This window comes from Pseudomonas cucumis (genome assembly GCF_030687935.1).
GTDB classification, from domain to species: domain Bacteria; phylum Pseudomonadota; class Gammaproteobacteria; order Pseudomonadales; family Pseudomonadaceae; genus Aquipseudomonas; species Aquipseudomonas cucumis.
In genome coordinates this window covers 3,902,762-3,921,585 of record NZ_CP117454.1, presented here as the reverse complement: position 1 = coordinate 3,921,585, position 18,824 = coordinate 3,902,762, and the positions used below count along the sequence as shown (strand labels likewise).

14 protein-coding genes are annotated in these 18,824 nt (G+C 56.8%); 9 read left to right on the top strand and 5 right to left on the bottom strand.

Going from position 1 to position 18,824, the window contains the following annotated elements:
* Positions 1-43 precede the first annotated feature (43 nt).
* Complete coding sequence (locus PSH97_RS17715) at positions 44-2,806, top strand: cation-translocating P-type ATPase (protein WP_305446047.1); 2,763 nt, start codon at positions 44-46, stop codon at positions 2,804-2,806.
* 58 nt (positions 2,807-2,864) lie between these two features.
* Here PSH97_RS17715 and PSH97_RS17710 read toward each other — a convergent pair whose 3' ends face one another.
* Positions 2,865-3,785: a universal stress protein gene (locus PSH97_RS17710; RefSeq protein ID WP_305446046.1), complete on the bottom strand. Its 921-nt coding sequence runs from the start codon at positions 3,783-3,785 to the stop codon at positions 2,865-2,867.
* Between the two features lie 317 nt (positions 3,786-4,102).
* On the opposite strand from PSH97_RS17710, the gene PSH97_RS17705 reads away from it, so the two are divergent.
* Both PSH97_RS17705 and PSH97_RS17700 read left to right on the top strand, forming a co-directional pair.
* Positions 4,103-5,029 carry a universal stress protein gene (locus PSH97_RS17705; RefSeq protein ID WP_305446045.1) on the top strand — a complete coding sequence of 309 codons (927 nt, stop codon included), beginning with the start codon at positions 4,103-4,105 and terminating at the stop codon, positions 5,027-5,029.
* Between the two features lie 2 nt (positions 5,030-5,031).
* On the top strand, positions 5,032-5,949 hold the full coding sequence (locus PSH97_RS17700) for a universal stress protein (RefSeq protein ID WP_305446044.1): 918 nt from the start codon (positions 5,032-5,034) through the stop codon (positions 5,947-5,949).
* Positions 5,950-6,034: 85 nt separating this feature from the next.
* Here PSH97_RS17700 and PSH97_RS17695 read toward each other — a convergent pair whose 3' ends face one another.
* Together PSH97_RS17695 and PSH97_RS17690 are read right to left on the bottom strand one after the other, a co-directional pair.
* Positions 6,035-6,580, bottom strand: coding sequence for an Hsp20/alpha crystallin family protein (locus PSH97_RS17695; RefSeq protein ID WP_305446043.1), 546 nt, complete (start codon positions 6,578-6,580; stop codon positions 6,035-6,037).
* Positions 6,581-6,719: 139 nt separating this feature from the next.
* Entirely contained in the window at positions 6,720-7,616 is an 897-nt protein-coding gene (locus PSH97_RS17690; RefSeq protein WP_305446042.1) for a DMT family transporter, read from the bottom strand.
* 88 nt (positions 7,617-7,704) lie between these two features.
* Between PSH97_RS17690 and PSH97_RS17685 the strand changes: the two genes are divergently transcribed.
* From PSH97_RS17685 to mqo, 4 genes are all read left to right on the top strand, one after another.
* Positions 7,705-9,036 (top strand): aminotransferase-like domain-containing protein, encoded by a 1,332-nt coding sequence (locus PSH97_RS17685; protein ID WP_305446040.1) that lies wholly within the window; start codon positions 7,705-7,707, stop codon positions 9,034-9,036.
* Between the two features lie 398 nt (positions 9,037-9,434).
* A complete protein-coding gene (locus PSH97_RS17680) occupies positions 9,435-10,004 on the top strand; it encodes a YceI family protein (RefSeq protein WP_305446039.1) in 570 nt (189 codons plus the stop codon).
* Positions 10,005-10,081: 77 nt separating this feature from the next.
* Positions 10,082-10,792: a GNAT family N-acetyltransferase gene (locus PSH97_RS17675; protein ID WP_305446038.1), complete on the top strand. Its 711-nt coding sequence runs from the start codon at positions 10,082-10,084 to the stop codon at positions 10,790-10,792.
* Between the two features lie 318 nt (positions 10,793-11,110).
* Positions 11,111-12,757, top strand: a complete 1,647-nt coding sequence (gene mqo / locus PSH97_RS17670; RefSeq protein ID WP_305446037.1) for a malate dehydrogenase (quinone) — start codon at positions 11,111-11,113, stop codon at positions 12,755-12,757.
* 188 nt (positions 12,758-12,945) lie between these two features.
* Here the strand turns inward: mqo and PSH97_RS17665 are convergent, their stop codons facing one another.
* Together PSH97_RS17665 and PSH97_RS17660 are read right to left on the bottom strand one after the other, a co-directional pair.
* Positions 12,946-13,407: a PRC-barrel domain-containing protein gene (locus PSH97_RS17665; RefSeq protein ID WP_305446036.1), complete on the bottom strand. Its 462-nt coding sequence runs from the start codon at positions 13,405-13,407 to the stop codon at positions 12,946-12,948.
* Between the two features lie 632 nt (positions 13,408-14,039).
* Positions 14,040-14,408: a DUF6124 family protein gene (locus PSH97_RS17660; protein WP_218394556.1), complete on the bottom strand. Its 369-nt coding sequence runs from the start codon at positions 14,406-14,408 to the stop codon at positions 14,040-14,042.
* Between the two features lie 987 nt (positions 14,409-15,395).
* Here PSH97_RS17660 and PSH97_RS17655 point away from each other — a divergent pair.
* On the top strand, positions 15,396-16,931 hold the full coding sequence (locus tag PSH97_RS17655) for a sensor domain-containing diguanylate cyclase (protein WP_305446035.1): 1,536 nt from the start codon (positions 15,396-15,398) through the stop codon (positions 16,929-16,931).
* Positions 16,932-17,229: 298 nt separating this feature from the next.
* Positions 17,230-18,735 (top strand): FAD-binding oxidoreductase, encoded by a 1,506-nt coding sequence (locus tag PSH97_RS17650; RefSeq protein WP_305446034.1) that lies wholly within the window; start codon positions 17,230-17,232, stop codon positions 18,733-18,735.
* Positions 18,736-18,824: the final 89 nt, after the last annotated feature.

Sequence of the window (18,824 nt, the reverse complement as noted above, 5' to 3'; positions counted from 1 at the left end):
CGCTCGCCCACACCTTGAAGACGTGGGGACGATTGCCCGTGAGTTGGACACTGACATCTGCCTGGGCCTATCCAATGCACAAGCCCAAGCCCGTCTGAACCGAGACGGGCCCAATGTGCTACGGGTTCAACCGGTCAAACCCGCCTGGCATTATCTGCTGGCGCAGTTTCAGGATCCGCTGGTGTATCTGCTGCTCGTCGCAGTGGCTATCACCTTGGCCATCTGGTTCCTGAGCGATAGCCGCGATTGGCCGGTCGATGCGTTGGTCATCACCCTGATTGTGCTGGCTAATGCGTTCCTCGGGTTTTTCCAGGAAACCCGCTCACAGCGAGCTGTTGCGGCGTTGGCCAAACTGACTCAAACCACTTCTTCCATCATCCGCGATGGGGCTTTGACGCGTATCCCCAGCGAGCAACTGGTGATCGGCGATCTGCTGGTGTTGGCCGAGGGCGATTCGGTGGGCGCCGATGCTCGTCTTATTCAGGCCAATGCCTTGCAGGTACTGGAAGCATCGCTGACCGGAGAGAGTGAAGCCGTCTCGAAAAACACAACGTGTTCGAGCGCCGAAGTGCCTTTGGCAGAGCGTTCCAATATGGTGTTCAAAGGCACAGCCATCGCCCAGGGTACGGGGCTTGGCGTCGTCACTGCCGTCGGTATGGCGACTGAAGTCGGGGGGATCGCTCATCTGCTGGATGTCACGCCCGAAGAGGTGACGCCTCTGCAAAAGGAAGTGCGCGCAATAGGGCGGATGCTGGGCATCGCTATTCTGCTGATCGCTGCGGTTGTCGTTGCGGCGGTACTGATGCTCACGGATGTTCACACGGTCGACGATGTGCTGCGGGTTCTTCTGCTGGGTGTATCTCTTGCGGTAGCCGCGGTGCCGGAGGGGCTGCCTGCAGTTCTATCACTGGTGCTCGCATTCGGCATGCTGCGGATGGCCCGCAACAAAGCCATCATCAAACGCCTGTCATCAGTAGAGACCTTGGGATCTGCATCGGTCATCTGCACCGACAAGACCGGCACGCTGACCCGTTCCGAAATGACCATCCAGCAGACCATGACGGCATCAGGCAAAGGGGTGGTCAGCGGTGTCGGTTACGCCCCGCAGGGGCAGATTCATCACCAGGACCTGCCCATGAGCGGCGGCCCGGTGCACAGCGAAAATGTGCTGTTGTTGCGTGGCGGAAGCCTGGCTGGCAATGCCGCGCTCACGCAGCAGGAAGATGGTACCTGGGTGATTCAAGGCGATCCGACCGAGGGCGCCTTTCTGGTCGCGGAGCGCAAGCTTGATGCCCCGGCACGCAGCAGGGAACGCTTCGAGCGCGTGGCTGAAATACCCTTTACCTCCGATCGAAAAATGATGTCGGCCCTGGTCATCGACCATGAGCGCAACGATGAGCGACTGCTGATCAGCAAGGGCGCGCCGGATGTGCTTCTGCAACATTGCACACAGGTTCAAGTCGGCATGGATGTCGTGCCGCTGACCGACGACCTGCGTGCCAAAGCCGTGGCCGATGTGAATGAGTTGTCGGGTGCGGCCTTGCGCACGCTTTCCGTGGCGTACCGTCCTTTGTCACCCGAGGAGGATGTCACGGCCGGTCCATCCCTTGAGACAGCGCTTGTTTTCATCGGGACGGTCGGCATCAGTGATCCACCGCGCGAAGAAGTCGCACCGGCCATTGCCGAGGCCCGTCGGGCAGGCATCCGCATCATTATGATCACTGGCGACCATCCGCGAACGGCTGCCCGCATCGCCGAGGATCTGGGCATCATCCAGGCCGGCGCCGGGGCGTTGACCGGTGCCGACCTGGATAAGCTGGACGATGCGGCCTTGGCCGAGGCGGTCAAATCGACATCTGTTTATGCACGCGTGGCCCCCTCACATAAGCTGAGGATTGTCGATGCGCTTCAGGCGCAGGGGCATGTGGTGGCGATGACCGGGGATGGTGTGAACGATGCACCGGCACTGAAGTCAGCCGATATCGGCATTGCCATGGGCATCACCGGAACGGAGGTGACCAGGCAGGCGGGAAAAATGATTCTGGCTGACGATAACTTCGCAACCATTGTGCTGGCGGTTCGCGAAGGGCGCGGGATTCTGGACAATATCCGCAAGTTTCTTCGTTACTTGCTGTCTTCCAATATGGGGGAAGTTCTAACGGTTTTTCTTGCCGTCGTCGGTGCCGGCATCATCGGCCTGGTTGATGAGAAGGGCGGGATCATTCTGCCGCTGCTGGCCACGCAGATTCTATGGATCAACCTGATTACTGATGCGGCGCCTGCCATCGCGATGGGGCTTGATCCGCACAGTGAGGATGTGATGACACGCAGCCCGCGCAAGCCAACGGATCGAATCATCGATACAAACATGTGGGTTGGCGTGCTCCAGGTCGGTCTGGTGATGGCGTTGGCGAGTTTGCTGACGATCGACTGGATGCTGCCCGGTGGCCTGATACCGGGTAATGAGTCGCTGGTTCTGGCCCGTACTGCCTGTTTTACGGTCCTTGTATTGGCGCAACTGTTCAATGCGCTGAGTGCTCGCTCGGAGTCGGCCAGTGCATTCATCGGATTGTTCGCCAACCAGTGGCTCTGGGGTGCAATTGTCCTGGCGATGATCTTGCAAATTGCAGTGGTGCACTGGTCACCGCTCAATAGGGCTTTCGGCACGAGTGCGTTGACGTTGAGTCAGTGGGGACTTTGTTTTGCAATGGCCAGCACTGTTTTCTGGTTCAGTGAATTGCGCAAGCTTGTTTTGCGTTTGAGAAGCCCGTGGCAAGAAAAGGACCTGTGCCAAAAATTGTCCTGAGCTTCATGGCGCGGCTCAGCGCCCGGCAGTAATGACCGAGCGCTGTCGCAACGTGCCTCTACAGATCCTCGGGGGAAACCACCCATACACTGCACGGCATTTTGTACAGCAGATGCTCCACGGTGCTGCCCACCAATCGGCCCATGCCACGGTGGCCGACCCGGCCCATGACAATCACGTCGACGTTGTAGGCATCGGCGTAATGGGTAAGGACCTTGGCCGGGTTGCCCATGATCATGTGTTGTTGCTCCGGCGCAATACCGTTGCGCTCGGCCAGTTCGCGGAAAGCATCGGCCTGTGCGTCGAACAGTGTCTTGGCTTTGCCTGGGGAGAAAAACGTCGAAGCGTTGTTGAAATCGAACTCGTCCGCGCTGATCGATGACAGGTCATGGGCATAGATAACGTCGAGCTCGGCGTTACAGGTACTCGCCAGTTTTGACGCCTCGCGCAGAATCCTGTCGTTGAAATCCTTAAACTGAGTATCGCTATGGAAGGGGTCGACCGCGGCGACGATCTTGCGTGGCAAAGCGTGCTGCACATGGCTGACAAAATGCAGCGGCACCGGGCATTCGCGCAGCAGATGAATATCCAGGGGCGTGAACATGATCCGTGACAGCAGCGACTCGTACTCCAGAGCCTTGATCAGGACGGCCATCGGCTGTTCTTTGAGATGAACGAGGATTTCCTGCAACGGTCTTTCAACCCAAACCACCTCAGTGGTGACGGGCACACCGATTTTACGCAAGGGACGAGCCTGTTCTTCGAGCCATTGGCGATGGCGCTCGACATACCCGAGCCGCATCTGCTCCACCACTTGTTCATTGACCAGGCTGGCCGTTGCCAAACCTTCCAGGTAATCGAAAGCGACGATGTGCAGGGCCGCACCCCAGGCTTTGGCCAACGCGGCGGCGCGGTCGAACGCAGGGCTGTTTTCCATGAGCGGCGAGACGACCAGCATGAAGCGTAATTGCTCAGACATGACAAAACTCCCGTCAAAATTGCAGAAACACCATTGCTCCATGACACCCATGCGTTTGGGCACCGAGGCCATCGTTTTATCCTGTCACTGACCGGGGGATCGGGATTGATCTTTATCAACCTGGCGAGTGATGCAACAGGCAGCCCGACGTGTGGCAGGTTGCGCAGTAGAGCCGTTTGCGGGTTCGCTTCCAGCAAAGTGACGATCCCGGGGAGCAGTCGACCCTATAGCTGACAAAGATCAAATCCTCCGATTCTGAAGCGCTCACTCTGTGGTTCTACCCACTGCATCGAGATGGCCGTGTGCCGAGGTGCCCTATGTCACAGACACAGCGTTTACTGTTGATCGCTCCTTCAGCCATGACGCGTACTCCGGCGTTCGATCGGGCCGCGATGTTGGCCCGCGCGATGCAATTGCCGTTGCACATCGTGGCCTTCGATTATTTGCAGGCCCTGGCAGTCGCGGGCCTGTTTGCCCCCGAGCAAATTGCCCTGGCCCGGGACGGTTATTTGCAAACCCATCGGCAATGGCTTGCCGAACAAGCCGAATTGATGAAAAAACACGGCGTCGACGCTACCAGCGAGGTGGTGTGGGTGCAGCACCCTTACGAGGAAATCCTGCACTTCGTCAACGAGATGTCGCTGGCCCTGATCATCAAGGACGCCCATGAGGAGTCGGCGTTGAAGCGGGTGTTTTTCACGCCACTGGACTGGCAGTTGTTGCGCGACTGTCCGGTGCCGGTACATCTGGTGACCAACGCCCTGAACCCGCGGCCACGCAACGTGCTGGCCATCGTCGATGTCTTGCGTAGCGAAGACCAGGACTTGGTGTTCAATGACCAGATTATCGACGCCGCCACGAAACTGGCTGAACTGTGTGAAGCCCGGATTGAGTTGGTGCATGTGTATGACTGGACGGCTGTGTATGCCCAGGACATGGGGGTGGGCGCGCTCCCTTTGGCCACCGGTATTTACGAAGCATTGGGAGTAGCGCAACACGAGGCATTTGCGGCGTTGGCTGAACGCCATGGCGTGCCAACGGAATGTCGCCACTTCATCGAGGGTGCGCCGTTGTCGAGTATTTGCAAGTTTGCCGAAGATCACCACACCGATGTCATTGTGATGGGAACGGTGCAGCACACGGGGTTGAACAAGCTATTGGGAACCACTGCCGAACAGCTGTTGCATCGGGCGCCTTGCAGTGTGCTGGCGATCAAACCCGGCAGGATGTTGCAAGGAGAGTAGAGGTGAAAATTCAACGTCTGCTATTGATTGCCCCGACCGAAATGGTCCATACACCGGCTTTCGATCGGGCGCGAGCCTTGGCCTGTGCAACCGGTGCAATGTTGCACATTGTCGCTTTCGATCATGTTCAGGCACTGGCGGTGGCCGGCTTGTTCGATCACGACGCGATGGCCCAGGCGCGGGAAGGTTACTTGCAGGTGCATCGTCACTGGCTGGAGCAGCAAGCACGGTTTCAACGATGCGAAGGGTTGCAGGTGACCACTGAAGTGGTCTGGGCCAGACCGAGCCTGGCGCATCTGCTTGAGTATGTGAACGACTTCCATGCGGACCTGGTGATCAAGGACACACACCGCGTGTCGGCACTGGACCGCGCCTTCCACCGACCTCTGGACTGGCAATTGCTACGTGATTGCCCGGCGCCTTTGCACCTGGTCACCGATGCCGCAAATCCAAACCCATTGAGCATACTTGCCACCATCGACCTGTCCCATCTGGAGGCGATGACCCAAGGGCTTAATGACCGGATTCTCGACCTCGCCTCGACGCTGGCTGAATCCTGCGGCGCCACCTTGCACTTGCTCAACGTCGACGGCTGGTCGGAGTTGGGGGAGTCTGAGGTGAACGTGCCGACAGCGACACTCGATGGCAGTTTGCGAGATGCGGTCATCGATGCTCAGCTGGAGGCCTTTGAGGTGCTTGCCGAACGCTACGGAATCGAAAAACAGCAGCGACATCTGCTGCCCGGCATCCCTTCTGAGGTGATCGCACATTTCGCAGAACAACATGCTTTCGATATGGTGGTATTGGGGACAACCTACCATCACGGGATCGATATTTTTATCGGCAGTACGGCTGAAAGCGTATTGAACCGGGCACCCTGCAGTCTGACGATCATCAAGCCATTGCCCCAGGTCGACTGACAGGTCCTGCCAGTCTCTTTCACGAAACAAAAAAAGCCCCTTACCGGTTTCCCGGTAAGGGGCTTTCTGTTGCGTGAAGGGCGATTCAGCTGGATTTGATTTGCACCTTTTTGTCCGCGTTCATGGCTTCGGGCTTCTTCGGCAGCGAGATACTCAGCACGCCTTTGCTGAAATTCGCTTCGATCTTGTCGGCATCGACGCCTTTGGGCAGGCTGAATGCCCGCTGGAAGGAGCCATAGTGACGCTCTGACAGGTGATAGCCCTTACTTTTTTCTTCCTTGTCCTCTTTCTTTTCACCCTTGATGATCAGATTGCCGTTGGACAACGTGATGTCGATATTTTCCTGATCCATGCCAGGCAACTCAGCGGTGATTTCGAAGCTTTTATCTTTCTCGGTGATGTCTACCGCAGGCAAATTGCGGCCGATAAATTCCCGACTCCAGAAGGGTTCGACATCGAACAGCCCACGCCGGAAAGGCATCAGCCCCGAACCACGATTGAAGTCTTCGAACAGGTGATCGACCTGCTGGCGCAGTTTTTCCAGAGGACGCCAAGGGTCTGTCGCCAGCGGTGGCTGATCGGTTTTTTCGTCGTCGCTGTGCACCGGCATTTTTTTCTCTAAATTGGCCATTTTTCATTCCTCCTTTCCAGTACGGCGGTGGGCCGGGAACATCTCGGAGGCCGGTCCACCACAACAGATTCAGGCCTTACCTTAAAAGGTTAGTATTCCTGTGGCTCAGAGGCCGACCAGCAGTCGGTTTCTGAACCGTCTATTTCGAGAATTTGCGTGCGCCGACCACGCAAAGAATCACCGCAACGGTTACACCCAACATGCCAAGGCTGACTTGCTCGTGCAGCAGCGTGGCCGCCAGCGCCAGGCCAAAAAACGGCTGTAGCAGTTGAAGCTGACCGACGGCGGCAATCCCGCCCTGGGCCAGCCCGCGGTACCAGAACACGAAGCCGAGAAACATGCTGAACAGCGAGACGTAAGCCAGGCTGAACCAGGCGGGCAGGGTGATTCCCGAGAGCGAAGGCGGGGCCAGGAACCAGGTCAGCGGGATCATGACGGGCAACGACAGCACCAGGGCCCAGGAAATCACCTGCCAGCCGCCCAGTGTTCTTGAAAGCTTCGCGCCTTCTGCATAGCCCAGTCCGCAGGCGAGGATGGCCAGCAACATCAGAATGTCCCCTGCCGCAGAAGCGGTCAGGCCTTGGGAGATGGCAAACCCCACCACCAGCAGGCTTCCCAGCACCGAGAAAAACCAGAAAACCGGCCGGGGACGCTCGCCACCGCGCCAGACACCGAAGGCTGCCGTGGCCAGTGGCAACAGGCCGACGAAGACGATGGAATGCGCAGACGTCACATATTGCAGTGCCAGTGCAGTCAGCAGCGGAAATCCCAAAACAACGCCCAGAGCCACGATTGCCAGGGAGAAAAGCTGACTTTTGGCCGGCCGTTTTTCGTTGAAAAGCAGCAGCATGCACAGCGCCAAAATGGCAGCGATACTCGCCCGGGCAACAGTCAAGAAGACCGGCTCAAATTCCAGAACGGCCACCCGTGTCGCGGGCAGTGAACCGCTGAAAATGAGCACGCCAATGAAGCCGTTGAGCCATCCGCTCGCAGTCTTTTCCATGGTGTGAGTTTGCAGGTTCGATGTGCGTTCCATTGAGGATTCCCTTTATGCAGGTTGCATGGGAGGCATCGTATGGATGAAACTCAATACAATCAAAATATTGTCATGGATACACTTGCGCATGCCTCGTTCACGCTACAAGTCACTGGTGGACACATTTGCGGCGGACATCCGCTCAGGACGACTGTTGCCAGGTACGCGCCTTCCGACCCACCGCCAGTTGGCGGCAACGGAAGGCCTTGCGTTGGTAACGGCCTCTCGGGTCTATGCGGAGCTGGAAGCCATGGGACTGGTCAGCGGGGAGTTGGGGCGGGGGACGTTCGTCAGGGAAACCTCGTGGTCGCCCGGCCAGGGTATCGACCAGCATAGCGTTGCCGCTGGCATGACGGACCTGAACTTCAACTATCCGGCGCTTCCCGGGCAGGCAGAACTGCTGCGAAATGCCCTGCGTCAGCTCGCATCGGCCGGCGATCTGGAATCGCTGCTGCGCTACCAGCCACATGCGGGGCGCCCGCATGAACGCGCCTCTGTGGCGCGCCATTTGCGCGTCCGGGGCTTGACCGTTGAGGCGGAGCAGGTGCTGATCGTCACCGGTGCCCAGCAGGGGCTGGCCGTGACGATGATGGCGCTGTTGCAACCCGGTGACGTGATCGCGGCGGATGCATTGACCTATTCAGGATTCAAAGCCCTGGCCGACTCACTGCACCTCGAAATCGTGCCCATTCCCGTGCTCGATCACGGGCCTGATCTGCAGGCGCTGGAAAGTCTGTGCCGGCATAGGCGCGTGCGGGCCGTGTACACAATGCCGACCCTGCACAATCCGCTGGGATGGGTGATGAGTGCCGATCAACGCGAGTATCTGGTGACCATTGCGCGCCGGTATGGGCTGCTGATCATCGAGGACGCCGCTTACGCCTTCCTGGCGGAAAATCCCCCCGCGCCGCTGGCGGTACTCGCCCCCGAGAGGACGGTTTACGTGTCGGGGCTCTCCAAGAGTGTGGCCACCGGATTGCGCGTCGGCTTCGTCGTCGCCCCTCTTCAACACGTGTCCGCGCTGGAGCGCACGATCAAAGCGACCACCTGGAATACCCCAGGCGTGATGACGGCGATTGCCACCGCATGGCTCGACGACGGCACCGTCATGCAACTGGAAGCTGAGAAGCGTCAGGACGCGCAAGCCAGGCAAGCCGTGGCCGCTGAGGTACTGGCGGGGCTGCGCTGCATTCGCCATCCCTCGTCGTATTTTCTTTGGCTGCCATTGTCGGAAGACGCAAGGGCCGACCAGATCGCCATGGCATTGATGCGGGAAAATGTGTCGGTTTCCACCGCCGAACCGTTTGCCACCTCAGTCAACGTCCCCCATGCATTTCGCCTGGCGCTGGGCTCAGTGGAAATGGGCGCATTGCGCGAGGCGCTGGAAAAAGTGAAGTGGATGATTGGGGCTTATTCGTAAAAAGCCGTTACGCAATCCTTGTAGCAGCTGTCGAAGCCTGCGTTCGGCTGTAGCAGCTGTAGCAGCTGTCGAGCCCTAGCGAGGCTGCGTTCGCTGTAGCAGCTGTCGAGCCCCAGCGAGGCTGCGTTCGTTGTAGCAGCTGTCGAGCCTTAGCGAGGCTGCGTTCGGCTGCGCAGCAGTCGTAAAATCAAAGATTGGAGTACGTCAGGCAGACCACGTCAGCCGGATTCACGACTGCTTCGCAGCCGAACGCAGCCTCGCTGGGGCTCGACAGCTGCTACAGATCGCATTTAACCCAGCACCTAGCGTAACCAACGATTATTTGCTTAAGTCCAGCTATCGCAGCCACGTCGGTGCGGTACTTCAATCCCTGAAGGGCGCTTCAACCGGAGAATCCCATGCCCCCTCGATTCCCGCGTTTCGCCGCATTGCTCGCCATCCTCCTGGTCGGCACTTTGCCCTGCGCCCACGCCGTCGAATACACCCAGGTGAACACCACCGCCAGCAAGATCTCGTTCACTTATAACCAGTTCGGCTCCAGGGCGTATGGCACCTTCGGCAAGTTCGACGCCACGCTCGATTTCGACACCACGAACCCCACCGCGGCCCACGCCAGGCTGACCATCGACCTTGCCAGCATCGACGCCGGGGCCAGCGATGCCAACAGCGAGCTGCAAAAACCTGCCTGGTTCAATACTGCGAAGTATCCGGTGGCGACCTTTGAATCGACCGGGGTGGAAGCACTGGGCGACCACCGCTACCTGATCACCGGCAATCTCACGCTCAGGGGCATGACGCGCGAGTTGCAGGTGAAGGTGCTGTTGAAGCCGGAACATGCCATCGGGATCTTCGATGGCGACATCATTGTTAAACGCAGCGACTTCAACATCGGGGAAGGGGAGTGGGCCGACAAGGTTGTCTCCAACGACATCAACATCCGATTCCGCATCGTCGCGCCCGAGCGGTGATTTTCCTGTAGGGGGCTCGATCTGTGACAATAGCGGGGCTGATGCTCAGTAAGCCTTAACCCGGAGTCAACAACGCAATGCCCCAGCTCACCCACTTTGCCACCCCGTGCCCGGAGCCCATCAACAGCCAGATCCTGCAGATGGTCGTCGACAATCTGACCGACATCAGCATGGTGGGTATCGCGCCGAGCAACCCGTTGTACAACGTCTATCAATACGCGGTGGGTTATGAGGTTCATCTCTACCTCGAAGCGCTCAGTGGCGCCAAAGGCATTGCTGTCGAACTGATCGTTGCAACGGATGACGAAGACCCCGAGACGGTCATCGGCTTTCTGCTGTACCTGCCAGTCAAGGACGATCCCCAGGCGTGCGGCGTGGCCTATATGGCGGTTCAGGCCAGCCATCGGCGGCGGGGTGTCGCCCGGGCGATGCTGCAAGACATGCTCGGCCGCTACCCGCATGCGGAACTGACCTGCACCGTGGCCAAGGTGCCCTGGTTCGAATCGATGGGCTTTCAAGTGCTGGGCGTGCGCGGCACTCAGGTGCTGATGAACACCCGTGATCACGGCACCGAAGGCTTGATGGGCTTACTGGATGTCACATCGATCTACAGTTCTCTGGAGGTGCGGCAGATACATACGTATCTGCTGCAGAAACACGGCAAGCGGGCGATGATCGATGCAGAGAAGCAGCGCGACCGGCACCTCGACCAGATGACGCGCAACGCCAAGGCGTTTGTGCTGGATCGTTTGAGCAAAGACCCCGGGCGCGGGTCTCGTCCCGACTAGACTGTTGAGTCCTTTCGGGCGCGCAGGCTGGCCGAGGCGTGATATTCTGTCGCACTAACTTGGTTTGACTTATTCAGTTCGCACGTCCACAGACGTGCAGACAGAATCAATGTCGCTCAAGTAACTGAGCCAATAATGATAAAAAGTCAGTGCACGAGGGACATATAACTGAGGTCGATGGAGACACGTCGGCCTTGTGTGCCCACCTTCAAATCCTTGTAAGTGCAGGAACCCACGGCACGCTGCCTGCGTACCCGTACTCTTGGGTTGCTCATGTTGAGGATTGGGGGCGGATGGCGTTTATCATAGGTGCTACAGATGTTTAAGAAACTGAACACGGCCCTGCTGGGGCTGGCTTTGTCGATGGGGATCACGTCCGTTCACGCGGAAGAGGCAAAGAAAGTCGATGTGCTGCTCATTGGCGGCGGCATCATGAGTGCAACGCTGGGTGTCTGGCTTAATGAGCTGGAACCTGGTCTGTCGATGGAAATGGTCGAGCGCCTCGACGGCGTCGCCCAGGAAAGCTCCAACGGCTGGAACAACGCCGGTACCGGTCACTCCGCCCTGGCCGAGCTGAACTACACCCCGGAAGACGACAAGGGCAACGTCCAGATCCCGAAAGCCGTTGAAATCAACGAAGCCTTCCAGATCTCCCGTCAGTTCTGGGCCTGGCAAGTTCAGCAAGGCGTGCTGAAGAACCCGCGTTCGTTCATCAACTCCACTCCGCACATGAGCTTTGTGTGGGGCGATGACAACATCAAGTTCCTGAAGAAGCGCTACGAAGCCCTGCAAGCGAGCCCGCTGTTCGCCGGCATGCAGTACTCCGAAGACCCGGCTGTGATCAAGAAGTGGGTTCCGCTGATGATGGAAGGGCGTGACCCGAACCAGAAAGTCGCGGCCACCTGGAGCCCGCTCGGCACCGACATGAACTTTGGCGAGATCACCCGCCAGTTCGTCGCGCACCTGCAAACCACGCCGAAGTTCGACTTGAAACTGTCTAGCGAAGTGCAAGACATCACCAAGAACGAAGACGGCAGCTGGCGCGTCAGCTACAAAAACCTGAAAGACGGCACCAAAACCGAAACCGACGCCAAGTTCGTCTTCATCGGCGCGGGCGGCGGTGCACTGCACCTGCTGCAGAAGTCCGGCATTCCTGAAGCCAAGGAATACGCAGGCTTCCCGGTTGGTGGCTCGTTCCTCGTGACCGAAAACCCGACCCTGGCCGAACAACACCTGGCCAAGGCCTACGGCAAAGCCTCCGTTGGCGCACCGCCAATGTCGGTTCCGCACCTGGACACCCGTGTTCTGGACGGCAAGCGCGTCATCCTGTTTGGCCCATTCGCGACCTTCAGCACCAAGTTCCTCAAAGAAGGCTCGTACCTGGACCTGCTGACCACCACCACCACGCACAACGTGTGGCCAATGACCAAGGTCGGCATCAAGGAATACCCGCTGGTCGAGTACCTTGCAGGCCAACTGATGCTGTCTGACGAAGACCGCCTCAACGCCCTGAAAGAATACTTCCCTAACGCCAAAGCCGAAGACTGGCGCCTGTGGCAAGCCGGCCAACGCGTGCAAATCATCAAGCGTGATGAAGCTGCCGGTGGCGTGCTGAAACTGGGTACCGAGATCGTTGCTTCCGCAGACGGCACCATCGCCGGCCTGCTGGGCGCATCGCCGGGCGCATCGACTGCCGCACCGATCATGCTGACCGTGCTGCAGAAAGTGTTCAAGGACAAGGTTGCCTCGCCAGCCTGGCAGGAAAAGCTGCACCAGATCGTGCCTAGCTATGGCACGCAGCTGAACAGCAGCCCTGAGAAAGTGGCTCAAGAGTGGGCTTACACCTCCAAGGTGCTGGAGCTGACTCCGCCGCCGGCGATGGGGCAGGTGGCGGCTCCGGCTGCTGCTCCGGCCGCTCCGGCCAAGGCGCCGAAGGCTAATGCTGCGACGGATATGGCTTTGTAAGTAGAAGCGTAATCGGAAAGCCCACTGGATCGGTGACGGTCAGTGGGCTTTTTTGTGGGGAATGGTTTTCTGCCGACAAAACCTTTTTTCACCGTAATGCGCGCCTTAGGGTTTGGCACCCCCAACGACCAATCTTAATAGGTCGTTGTTTGCTCAGCGCGCATCACTCTTCATTTCGGATATAGCAGTTAGATTTGGTCGATATTTCGTCTCTGAACAGTATCGTAATCGAAAGGTTTAGTTCCATAGAAAGAATGGATTTCTGTTGCCCAAGTCTCGTCGGCCATATTAGGCCAATTGTCCTTGTCAAAACCTGGTGCATTCTCCAAGCGTTCTTTCTCTACATTCAGGACGAAGCGCTTATTTACTGTGTCGAGTGTTAATGCATTCCAAGGTACCGCAAACAGTTTTTCTCCCATGCCAAGAAAGCCACCAAAAGACAGAACGGCATAACTCACTCTACCGTTGCGAACATCCAGCATGATTTCCTTAATATCCCCCAAGTCTTCTTCATTATGGTTATAAACATCATTGCCAATGAGCGTGTCTGCCCCCATCAGGTCCGGGCCAGGCCCCTGTTCCTCGGAGTCGGTATCTCGTAGGAGGTTGGTTTTGTACATGCCATAGGTATCGCGATCTTCGTAGTTCATTACAATCTCCTATCAGCAATCGTCAATCAATCAGGAAATGTATCCACCGCCGTAATGGCTGTATTAGTGGGAGTCATCCGCTTTCGAGAAAGTTGAATTTTTTCTTCTGCGTGACGACGAATGGCGAAGGGGGAGTGGAAAAGTTAATCAGATTTTAATTAGTGTGCTATCCATGCGTGAGGTGCTTTGTTGTTTTATGGGTATTAACTAGATCGATATCGCAGATGCTTAGATGAAGCGATTTCCATTGTGGCAACTATGTCTTCGGCTTGCATGTGACTCATGAATACGAAGATTAAGTTTCGGTCGCTACTGTGGCCGAATTTATTTTAATGATAGTGAATATAAAAAATGGACGGATTTATTTTCCATAAGCGAACGGAAAAATAAATTCGTTCCCTGGGCCTTTTTATGGGCAGGATTCAGTGCAGATGATTCGCGAGAGTCGCCAAAAGGAGATGCTTTTGTGGCAAGGGAGCTTGCTCCCGTTAGGTTGCGGAGCAGCCCCAGCGCGTGATCTGTTTGGTGACCATGTCACCGTTGGCGCTTTTGAAGGAAAATTTGTGCCCTTCGCATTGCAACTATCAAAGCCCTTTACCGAGGGGCAAGCCTCTCGGTAAAGGGCTGAGTGATTACTTGGGTGGAACGAAGTTATCCAACATTCGATTCACCGCCAGTTCCGCCAGCATGATGACCTGCTGAAGCGCCAGCAGGGTATTGCGGTGGGTGCCCTCCACCAATGCAGCAATATCACTGGCCATGACACTGGCCGAGGCCAGGTTCTCACACGTTTGAACCAGCAAGGCTTCGTGGCCGACATCCGGCGCAACCATGTACATGGTGCTGGGTTTGCGTGGGGTGTTGTTCATAATCGCTGCCGGGTTGAGGTAGAAATTGAGGGCGCGCTCGGCGGCTTCGTGGAATTTTTTTGAGTCGAGGGATTCGTACGGGGATGCCGGATCGGTGTCCGGTTCCGGTGGGTTAGGTGTAACTTTGAACATAGATGGAACTCCGGTTTCGAATATTGGGGAGCCATCACCCTCGCTACCAAACGAAGAGTGGCGGCCATACGTGGGTTGGTAGACCGGTCGAAACGGGAAACCCGGCGCTCACGAAGGAGCCCCACGCATGCCCACCATATAAAGTCGAGTCCCAAAAGAAGAGACTGCATAGGTGTCGCAATGCGACTGTTTCGAAGCGGGCTACCAAACCCGATCACTGTTTTTCAGTGACAGGGAAACGATATAGCCCGCCCCACAGCCGCACAAGCCAGCGGATTCTGGCGCACGCGTAGGCAACGACGCAAGGCGTTGTAGCCGTTAGGACGTAACAGTGGGTGTCTTTAAACACGCATCGTTAAACGTGTGAGATCTTTCAAAAAAACGAGGAAGCGTCTGACATTTTTAGGGTGGTGTTGCGGCGCGGCCGCACCTGTCGTCCGCTTAAAGTTATGCAGGATGCGCACGGTGGCGTGGTTTTTTGAATCGAGGATTCGGTAGGAGAATGTGGCCGAGGGTACCCTGTGCCACGGGCTGCTCCGCCCGGTCACTGCGGCGGTGACGGGAGACAAGATACCGGCGACCGCCTGACGCTGTATCAACCCTAACGCGAGGGAACGACTGCTACTGGCCGATTTATGCCCATCGCGAAGGGCAGAAAACGGCCAAAAGCAGCCGGTCGAGCGAGATCCATAAAAGCGGGTTGCGCGACTTTGCCATTCGCCAGCTTGGACTCGCCTGAGCGCTGCCAGACTGGCTGACGTATGCCTGTCGGCCGAAGCCTGCGGAAGGTCGGCGAACGTGTCTATAACTGTTCGCAGACCCATTTGCCACGACAGTTCGAGATTTGAACCGTTAACTGGATGGAATCCTTCATATAAACCCCTTGCTCTAACGCCTGATTTGTAAAGATAACGACAAGCGTGCCGATACTCCAAAAGTACTCCAGGTCACTGCACACTGTTTTTGGCGATGAGCAAGGAACACAAAATGATGTCTACTCGTCAGAACGCACTCAAAGCATCAGACGTGACCCTTTGCGGTCTGGTGTGCCTAGCTGGGGTGGCCGTCACGTTCTTGGTGCTGATTCTGTTCGTAGGATCAGAGCAGCGTATCGTTAGCGTTGCTTTTCAACTGGAGGTCGACGAAAGATTCAGTCGCCTGCAACGACGCTTTAATACTCAGGTCTTGAAGCTAGACGTTGTGAGGCGTTTCTTTATCAACGCCGACGATGTCACTGAGAAGGAGTTTCTGGGATTCGTTACGCCTCTAGTTGGAGAGGACGAAGCCTATAGCTGGGTATCCAGGATTCTCGAGAAGGATCTCCAAGCGTTTCGCGCTAAGGCGCTTCTCAACGGCACCAGTGATTTTTCATATCATGAAATTAATCCCGTCACCGGCGAAAGAGTCCCCCTCACCAGCCGGCCGGAACACTGGATATTGCTCTACTTATTGAAGCGCGATGACGTAAAGATCATACCCGGCATGGATGTTCTGGCTCGCACGGGTCGCCAGGCCTTGATGAGCAAGGCACGAGAAACACGTCAAATAGTTGTGTCGGAACCGTTGAAAATGACCAATGGGCAGTCGGGGATTTTCTTTGTCGCACCTGTATTCCAGGAGTCCCCTGAGGTTCCATTGAACGATGATAATTTGCAGGGGTTCGTTGTCTCCACCGTACGCTTGGCTTCTTTAATGGAACAAGGCATTCCATTACCAAGTCTGCAACGACTGAACGTGACGCTTTCATTGATCGACACGCAGCATCAAGGGGAAAACATTTATCAGAGCTCGGCCCCTGCTGCCCCTTCAGCGCTGTACGCGCAGCGGCTGCTGAAAGTAGCCGACCAAAATTACTTGATCCAGTTTAGACCCAGCTCAACATTTCTGGTCGCCAACAGCTACGCACTGTCCATAAGCCTAATTATCGTGTTCGGAGCAGGGTTGACGCTGCTGCTGACCTTGATGGTGTACTTGCTAATTACGCAGCGCGCCCGCGCCCTCTCGCTGGTTGATGAACGCACGCAAGACTTGCGTTTGTTGAACATTACCGATCACCTGACCGGAGTCTATAACCGCCGATACTTCGAAGAATTGATGGAACGCCTGCTCATCGAGGCTAACGTGCAATACCGCCCTCTGTCGCTGATCATGTTTGACGTCGATCACTTCAAACACATCAACGACCGCTGGGGCCATCAGTGTGGTGATAACGTTCTGAAGTCGTTGTGCACACGAATACGTTCGGCAACACGCAAAACCGATCTACTGTGCAGAACAGGCGGAGAAGAGTTTGCATTGATCTGCCCGGATACCGAACTGAACGATACAAGGCTGCTGGCAGAAAAGCTTCGAGCTCTAATAAGCACCCTACCATTTGATGATATTGGACAGGCGACTTGTAGCTTCGGCGTTGCGACGTGGATTCCATCAGAATCGTTTGACGCCTTCATTCGGCGTGCCGATACCGCGATGTACAGTGCAAAATCAAATGGTAGAGATCAAGTCCAACTTGCCGATATGTAGCAGATCGGCTACCCGGATGTCACTGTGCAAAAGCCAAGCTCGACAGCTTCGGAGCCGCGTTCTGCCTTCAGGTCATCATCCCATTGTCCAACACGCCTCCCTGGTAATGAGCGGCAGAAGACGACCCAAATCTGCCCTTCGGGGAAGGGCTGAAATCGGCCAAAAGCGGGCAGTGGACAAGATGATGGCAAAGCAGTAGCGTCAGGCTCCTGGGTCGAATGTCCACTTCTGTAGTATTTCGGCCGAGTTCCGTAGCAACGGTGTACCGTCAATTCAGCGAGTCTGCTTCGAAGTCCGAATGCGCGCGTTATTTTCGATTCACAGCGAGGGAACGCAATTGATCGACTATACGCAACTGCACTCCACTTCAGAGTCGTCGCATATTCTCACTCGGCGCAATCTACTCCAGGCTGGCGTGACCGGGATTGCAGTCAGTGTGCTTTCACCTTGGTCGTTATGGGCGGCACCATCGGGCGTCTTGGTTAACGATGTGACGCTGCTCAATCCGATTTGGGTTAATCACCTGTTCGCACCGCGCACCACCGACGAAATACAACAGGCGCTCGCTATGTGGTCAGGCCCGGTCAGTATCGGTGGTGGCCGCTATAGCATGGGTGGACAGATTGCCACCGAAGACAGCCTGCACCTCGACATGCGTCAGTTCAATCAGGTAATCCGATACTCGCCTGAGAACAGGGTCATACGCGTGCAAACAGGGATGCGGTGGCGTGACCTGCAGTCGGTCATAGACCCGCACGACCTCTCGATAAAAATCATGCAGAGCTATGCCAACTTCACCGTCGGCGGATCGCTGTCGGTCAATGCTCATGGGCGCTATGTCGGCGCTGGCCCGGTAATCAACTCTGTGCGTTCTCTGCAACTGGTGCTCGCCAACGGTTCGGTAGCAGAAGCGTCCCGCACCGCAAATGCCGACCTGTTCCACGCTGCCATCGGTGGCTATGGTGCGCTGGGGGTGATCACTGAGGTCGAACTGGACCTTGCGTCCAACGTCACGATGGAACGTCAGATACACCGCATGTCAGTTGCCGATTACCCGAATTTTTTCAATGACCAGGTCCGCGGGAACGAACAGGCTATCCTGCACAACGCCGATCTGGCCCCCCCTTACTTTGACCAGGCCACTTCCGTCACCTGGCGCGCCTCGGACAAAGAGTTGACAGTCGCAGAAAGGCTGGTCGCGCCGGGGCAATCGTACAAATTCAACCAGACCCTCATGTGGAGTGTGGCCAAGCTTCCCGGCGGCCCACTGATTCGCAAAGATGTGATCGATCCACTGCGCTATCTCAACCACCCGGTTGTACGGCGCAATTACGAGGCCAGTGCGGATGTCGCCTCGCTTGGGCCTATCGCAACCCGAAACAGTACCTACGCGTTGCAGGAATATTTTGTGCCGGTGGCACAGTTCAATGCATTCGTAAAGCAAATGGCCGCCATCCTACAGGCGCACCGCGTTGACGCCGTTAATATCTCCATCCGGCACGCTCAGGGCGACCCCGACTCGTTTTTGTCCTGGGCACGCGAAGAAGTGTTTTCCTTCGTACTCTATTACTGGCAACGCGTTGGCGTGGTCGACCGCGAGGAAGTTGGCGTGTGGACGCGCAAACTTATCAACGCCGCGCTGTCGCTTGGGGGCACCTATTATCTGCCCTACCAACTGCACGCCACGCAGGAACAGTTCTCACGTGCCTACCCCAACGCGCGACGTCTGTTCGCACTCAAGGCGCAAGTCGATCCGGGCAAGCGATTCCGGAACAAGCTCTGGGACAAGTACTACACGGGGTAGTGTAAAGCCCGTGGCAAAGGAAGCCTGAACCCAACTTGGGTGATGTCGCGTTTTCCATCTGCGTCCGTTATTTGGCAAGCCGTGAGGTA

Bases quoted from the DNA above. Each gene is read 5' to 3' on its own strand.
- PSH97_RS17680 (WP_305446039.1), top strand. From the start codon at position 9,435: ATGCCCCCTCGATTCCCGCGTTTCGCCGCATTGCTCGCCATCCTCCTG.
- PSH97_RS17675 (WP_305446038.1), top strand. From the start codon at position 10,082: ATGCCCCAGCTCACCCACTTTGCCACCCCGTGCCCGGAGCCCATCAAC.
- PSH97_RS17710 (WP_305446046.1), bottom strand. From the start codon at position 3,785: ATGTCTGAGCAATTACGCTTCATGCTGGTCGTCTCGCCGCTCATGGAA.
- PSH97_RS17690 (WP_305446042.1), bottom strand. From the start codon at position 7,616: ATGGAACGCACATCGAACCTGCAAACTCACACCATGGAAAAGACTGCG.
- PSH97_RS17650 (WP_305446034.1), top strand. From the start codon at position 17,230: ATGCGCGCGTTATTTTCGATTCACAGCGAGGGAACGCAATTGATCGAC.
- PSH97_RS17660 (WP_218394556.1), bottom strand. From the start codon at position 14,408: ATGTTCAAAGTTACACCTAACCCACCGGAACCGGACACCGATCCGGCA.
- PSH97_RS17655 (WP_305446035.1), top strand. From the start codon at position 15,396: ATGATGTCTACTCGTCAGAACGCACTCAAAGCATCAGACGTGACCCTT.
- PSH97_RS17665 (WP_305446036.1), bottom strand. From the start codon at position 13,407: ATGAACTACGAAGATCGCGATACCTATGGCATGTACAAAACCAACCTC.
- mqo (WP_305446037.1), top strand. From the start codon at position 11,111: ATGTTTAAGAAACTGAACACGGCCCTGCTGGGGCTGGCTTTGTCGATG.
- PSH97_RS17705 (WP_305446045.1), top strand. From the start codon at position 4,103: ATGTCACAGACACAGCGTTTACTGTTGATCGCTCCTTCAGCCATGACG.
- PSH97_RS17695 (WP_305446043.1), bottom strand. From the start codon at position 6,580: ATGGCCAATTTAGAGAAAAAAATGCCGGTGCACAGCGACGACGAAAAA.
- PSH97_RS17685 (WP_305446040.1), top strand. From the start codon at position 7,705: ATGCCTCGTTCACGCTACAAGTCACTGGTGGACACATTTGCGGCGGAC.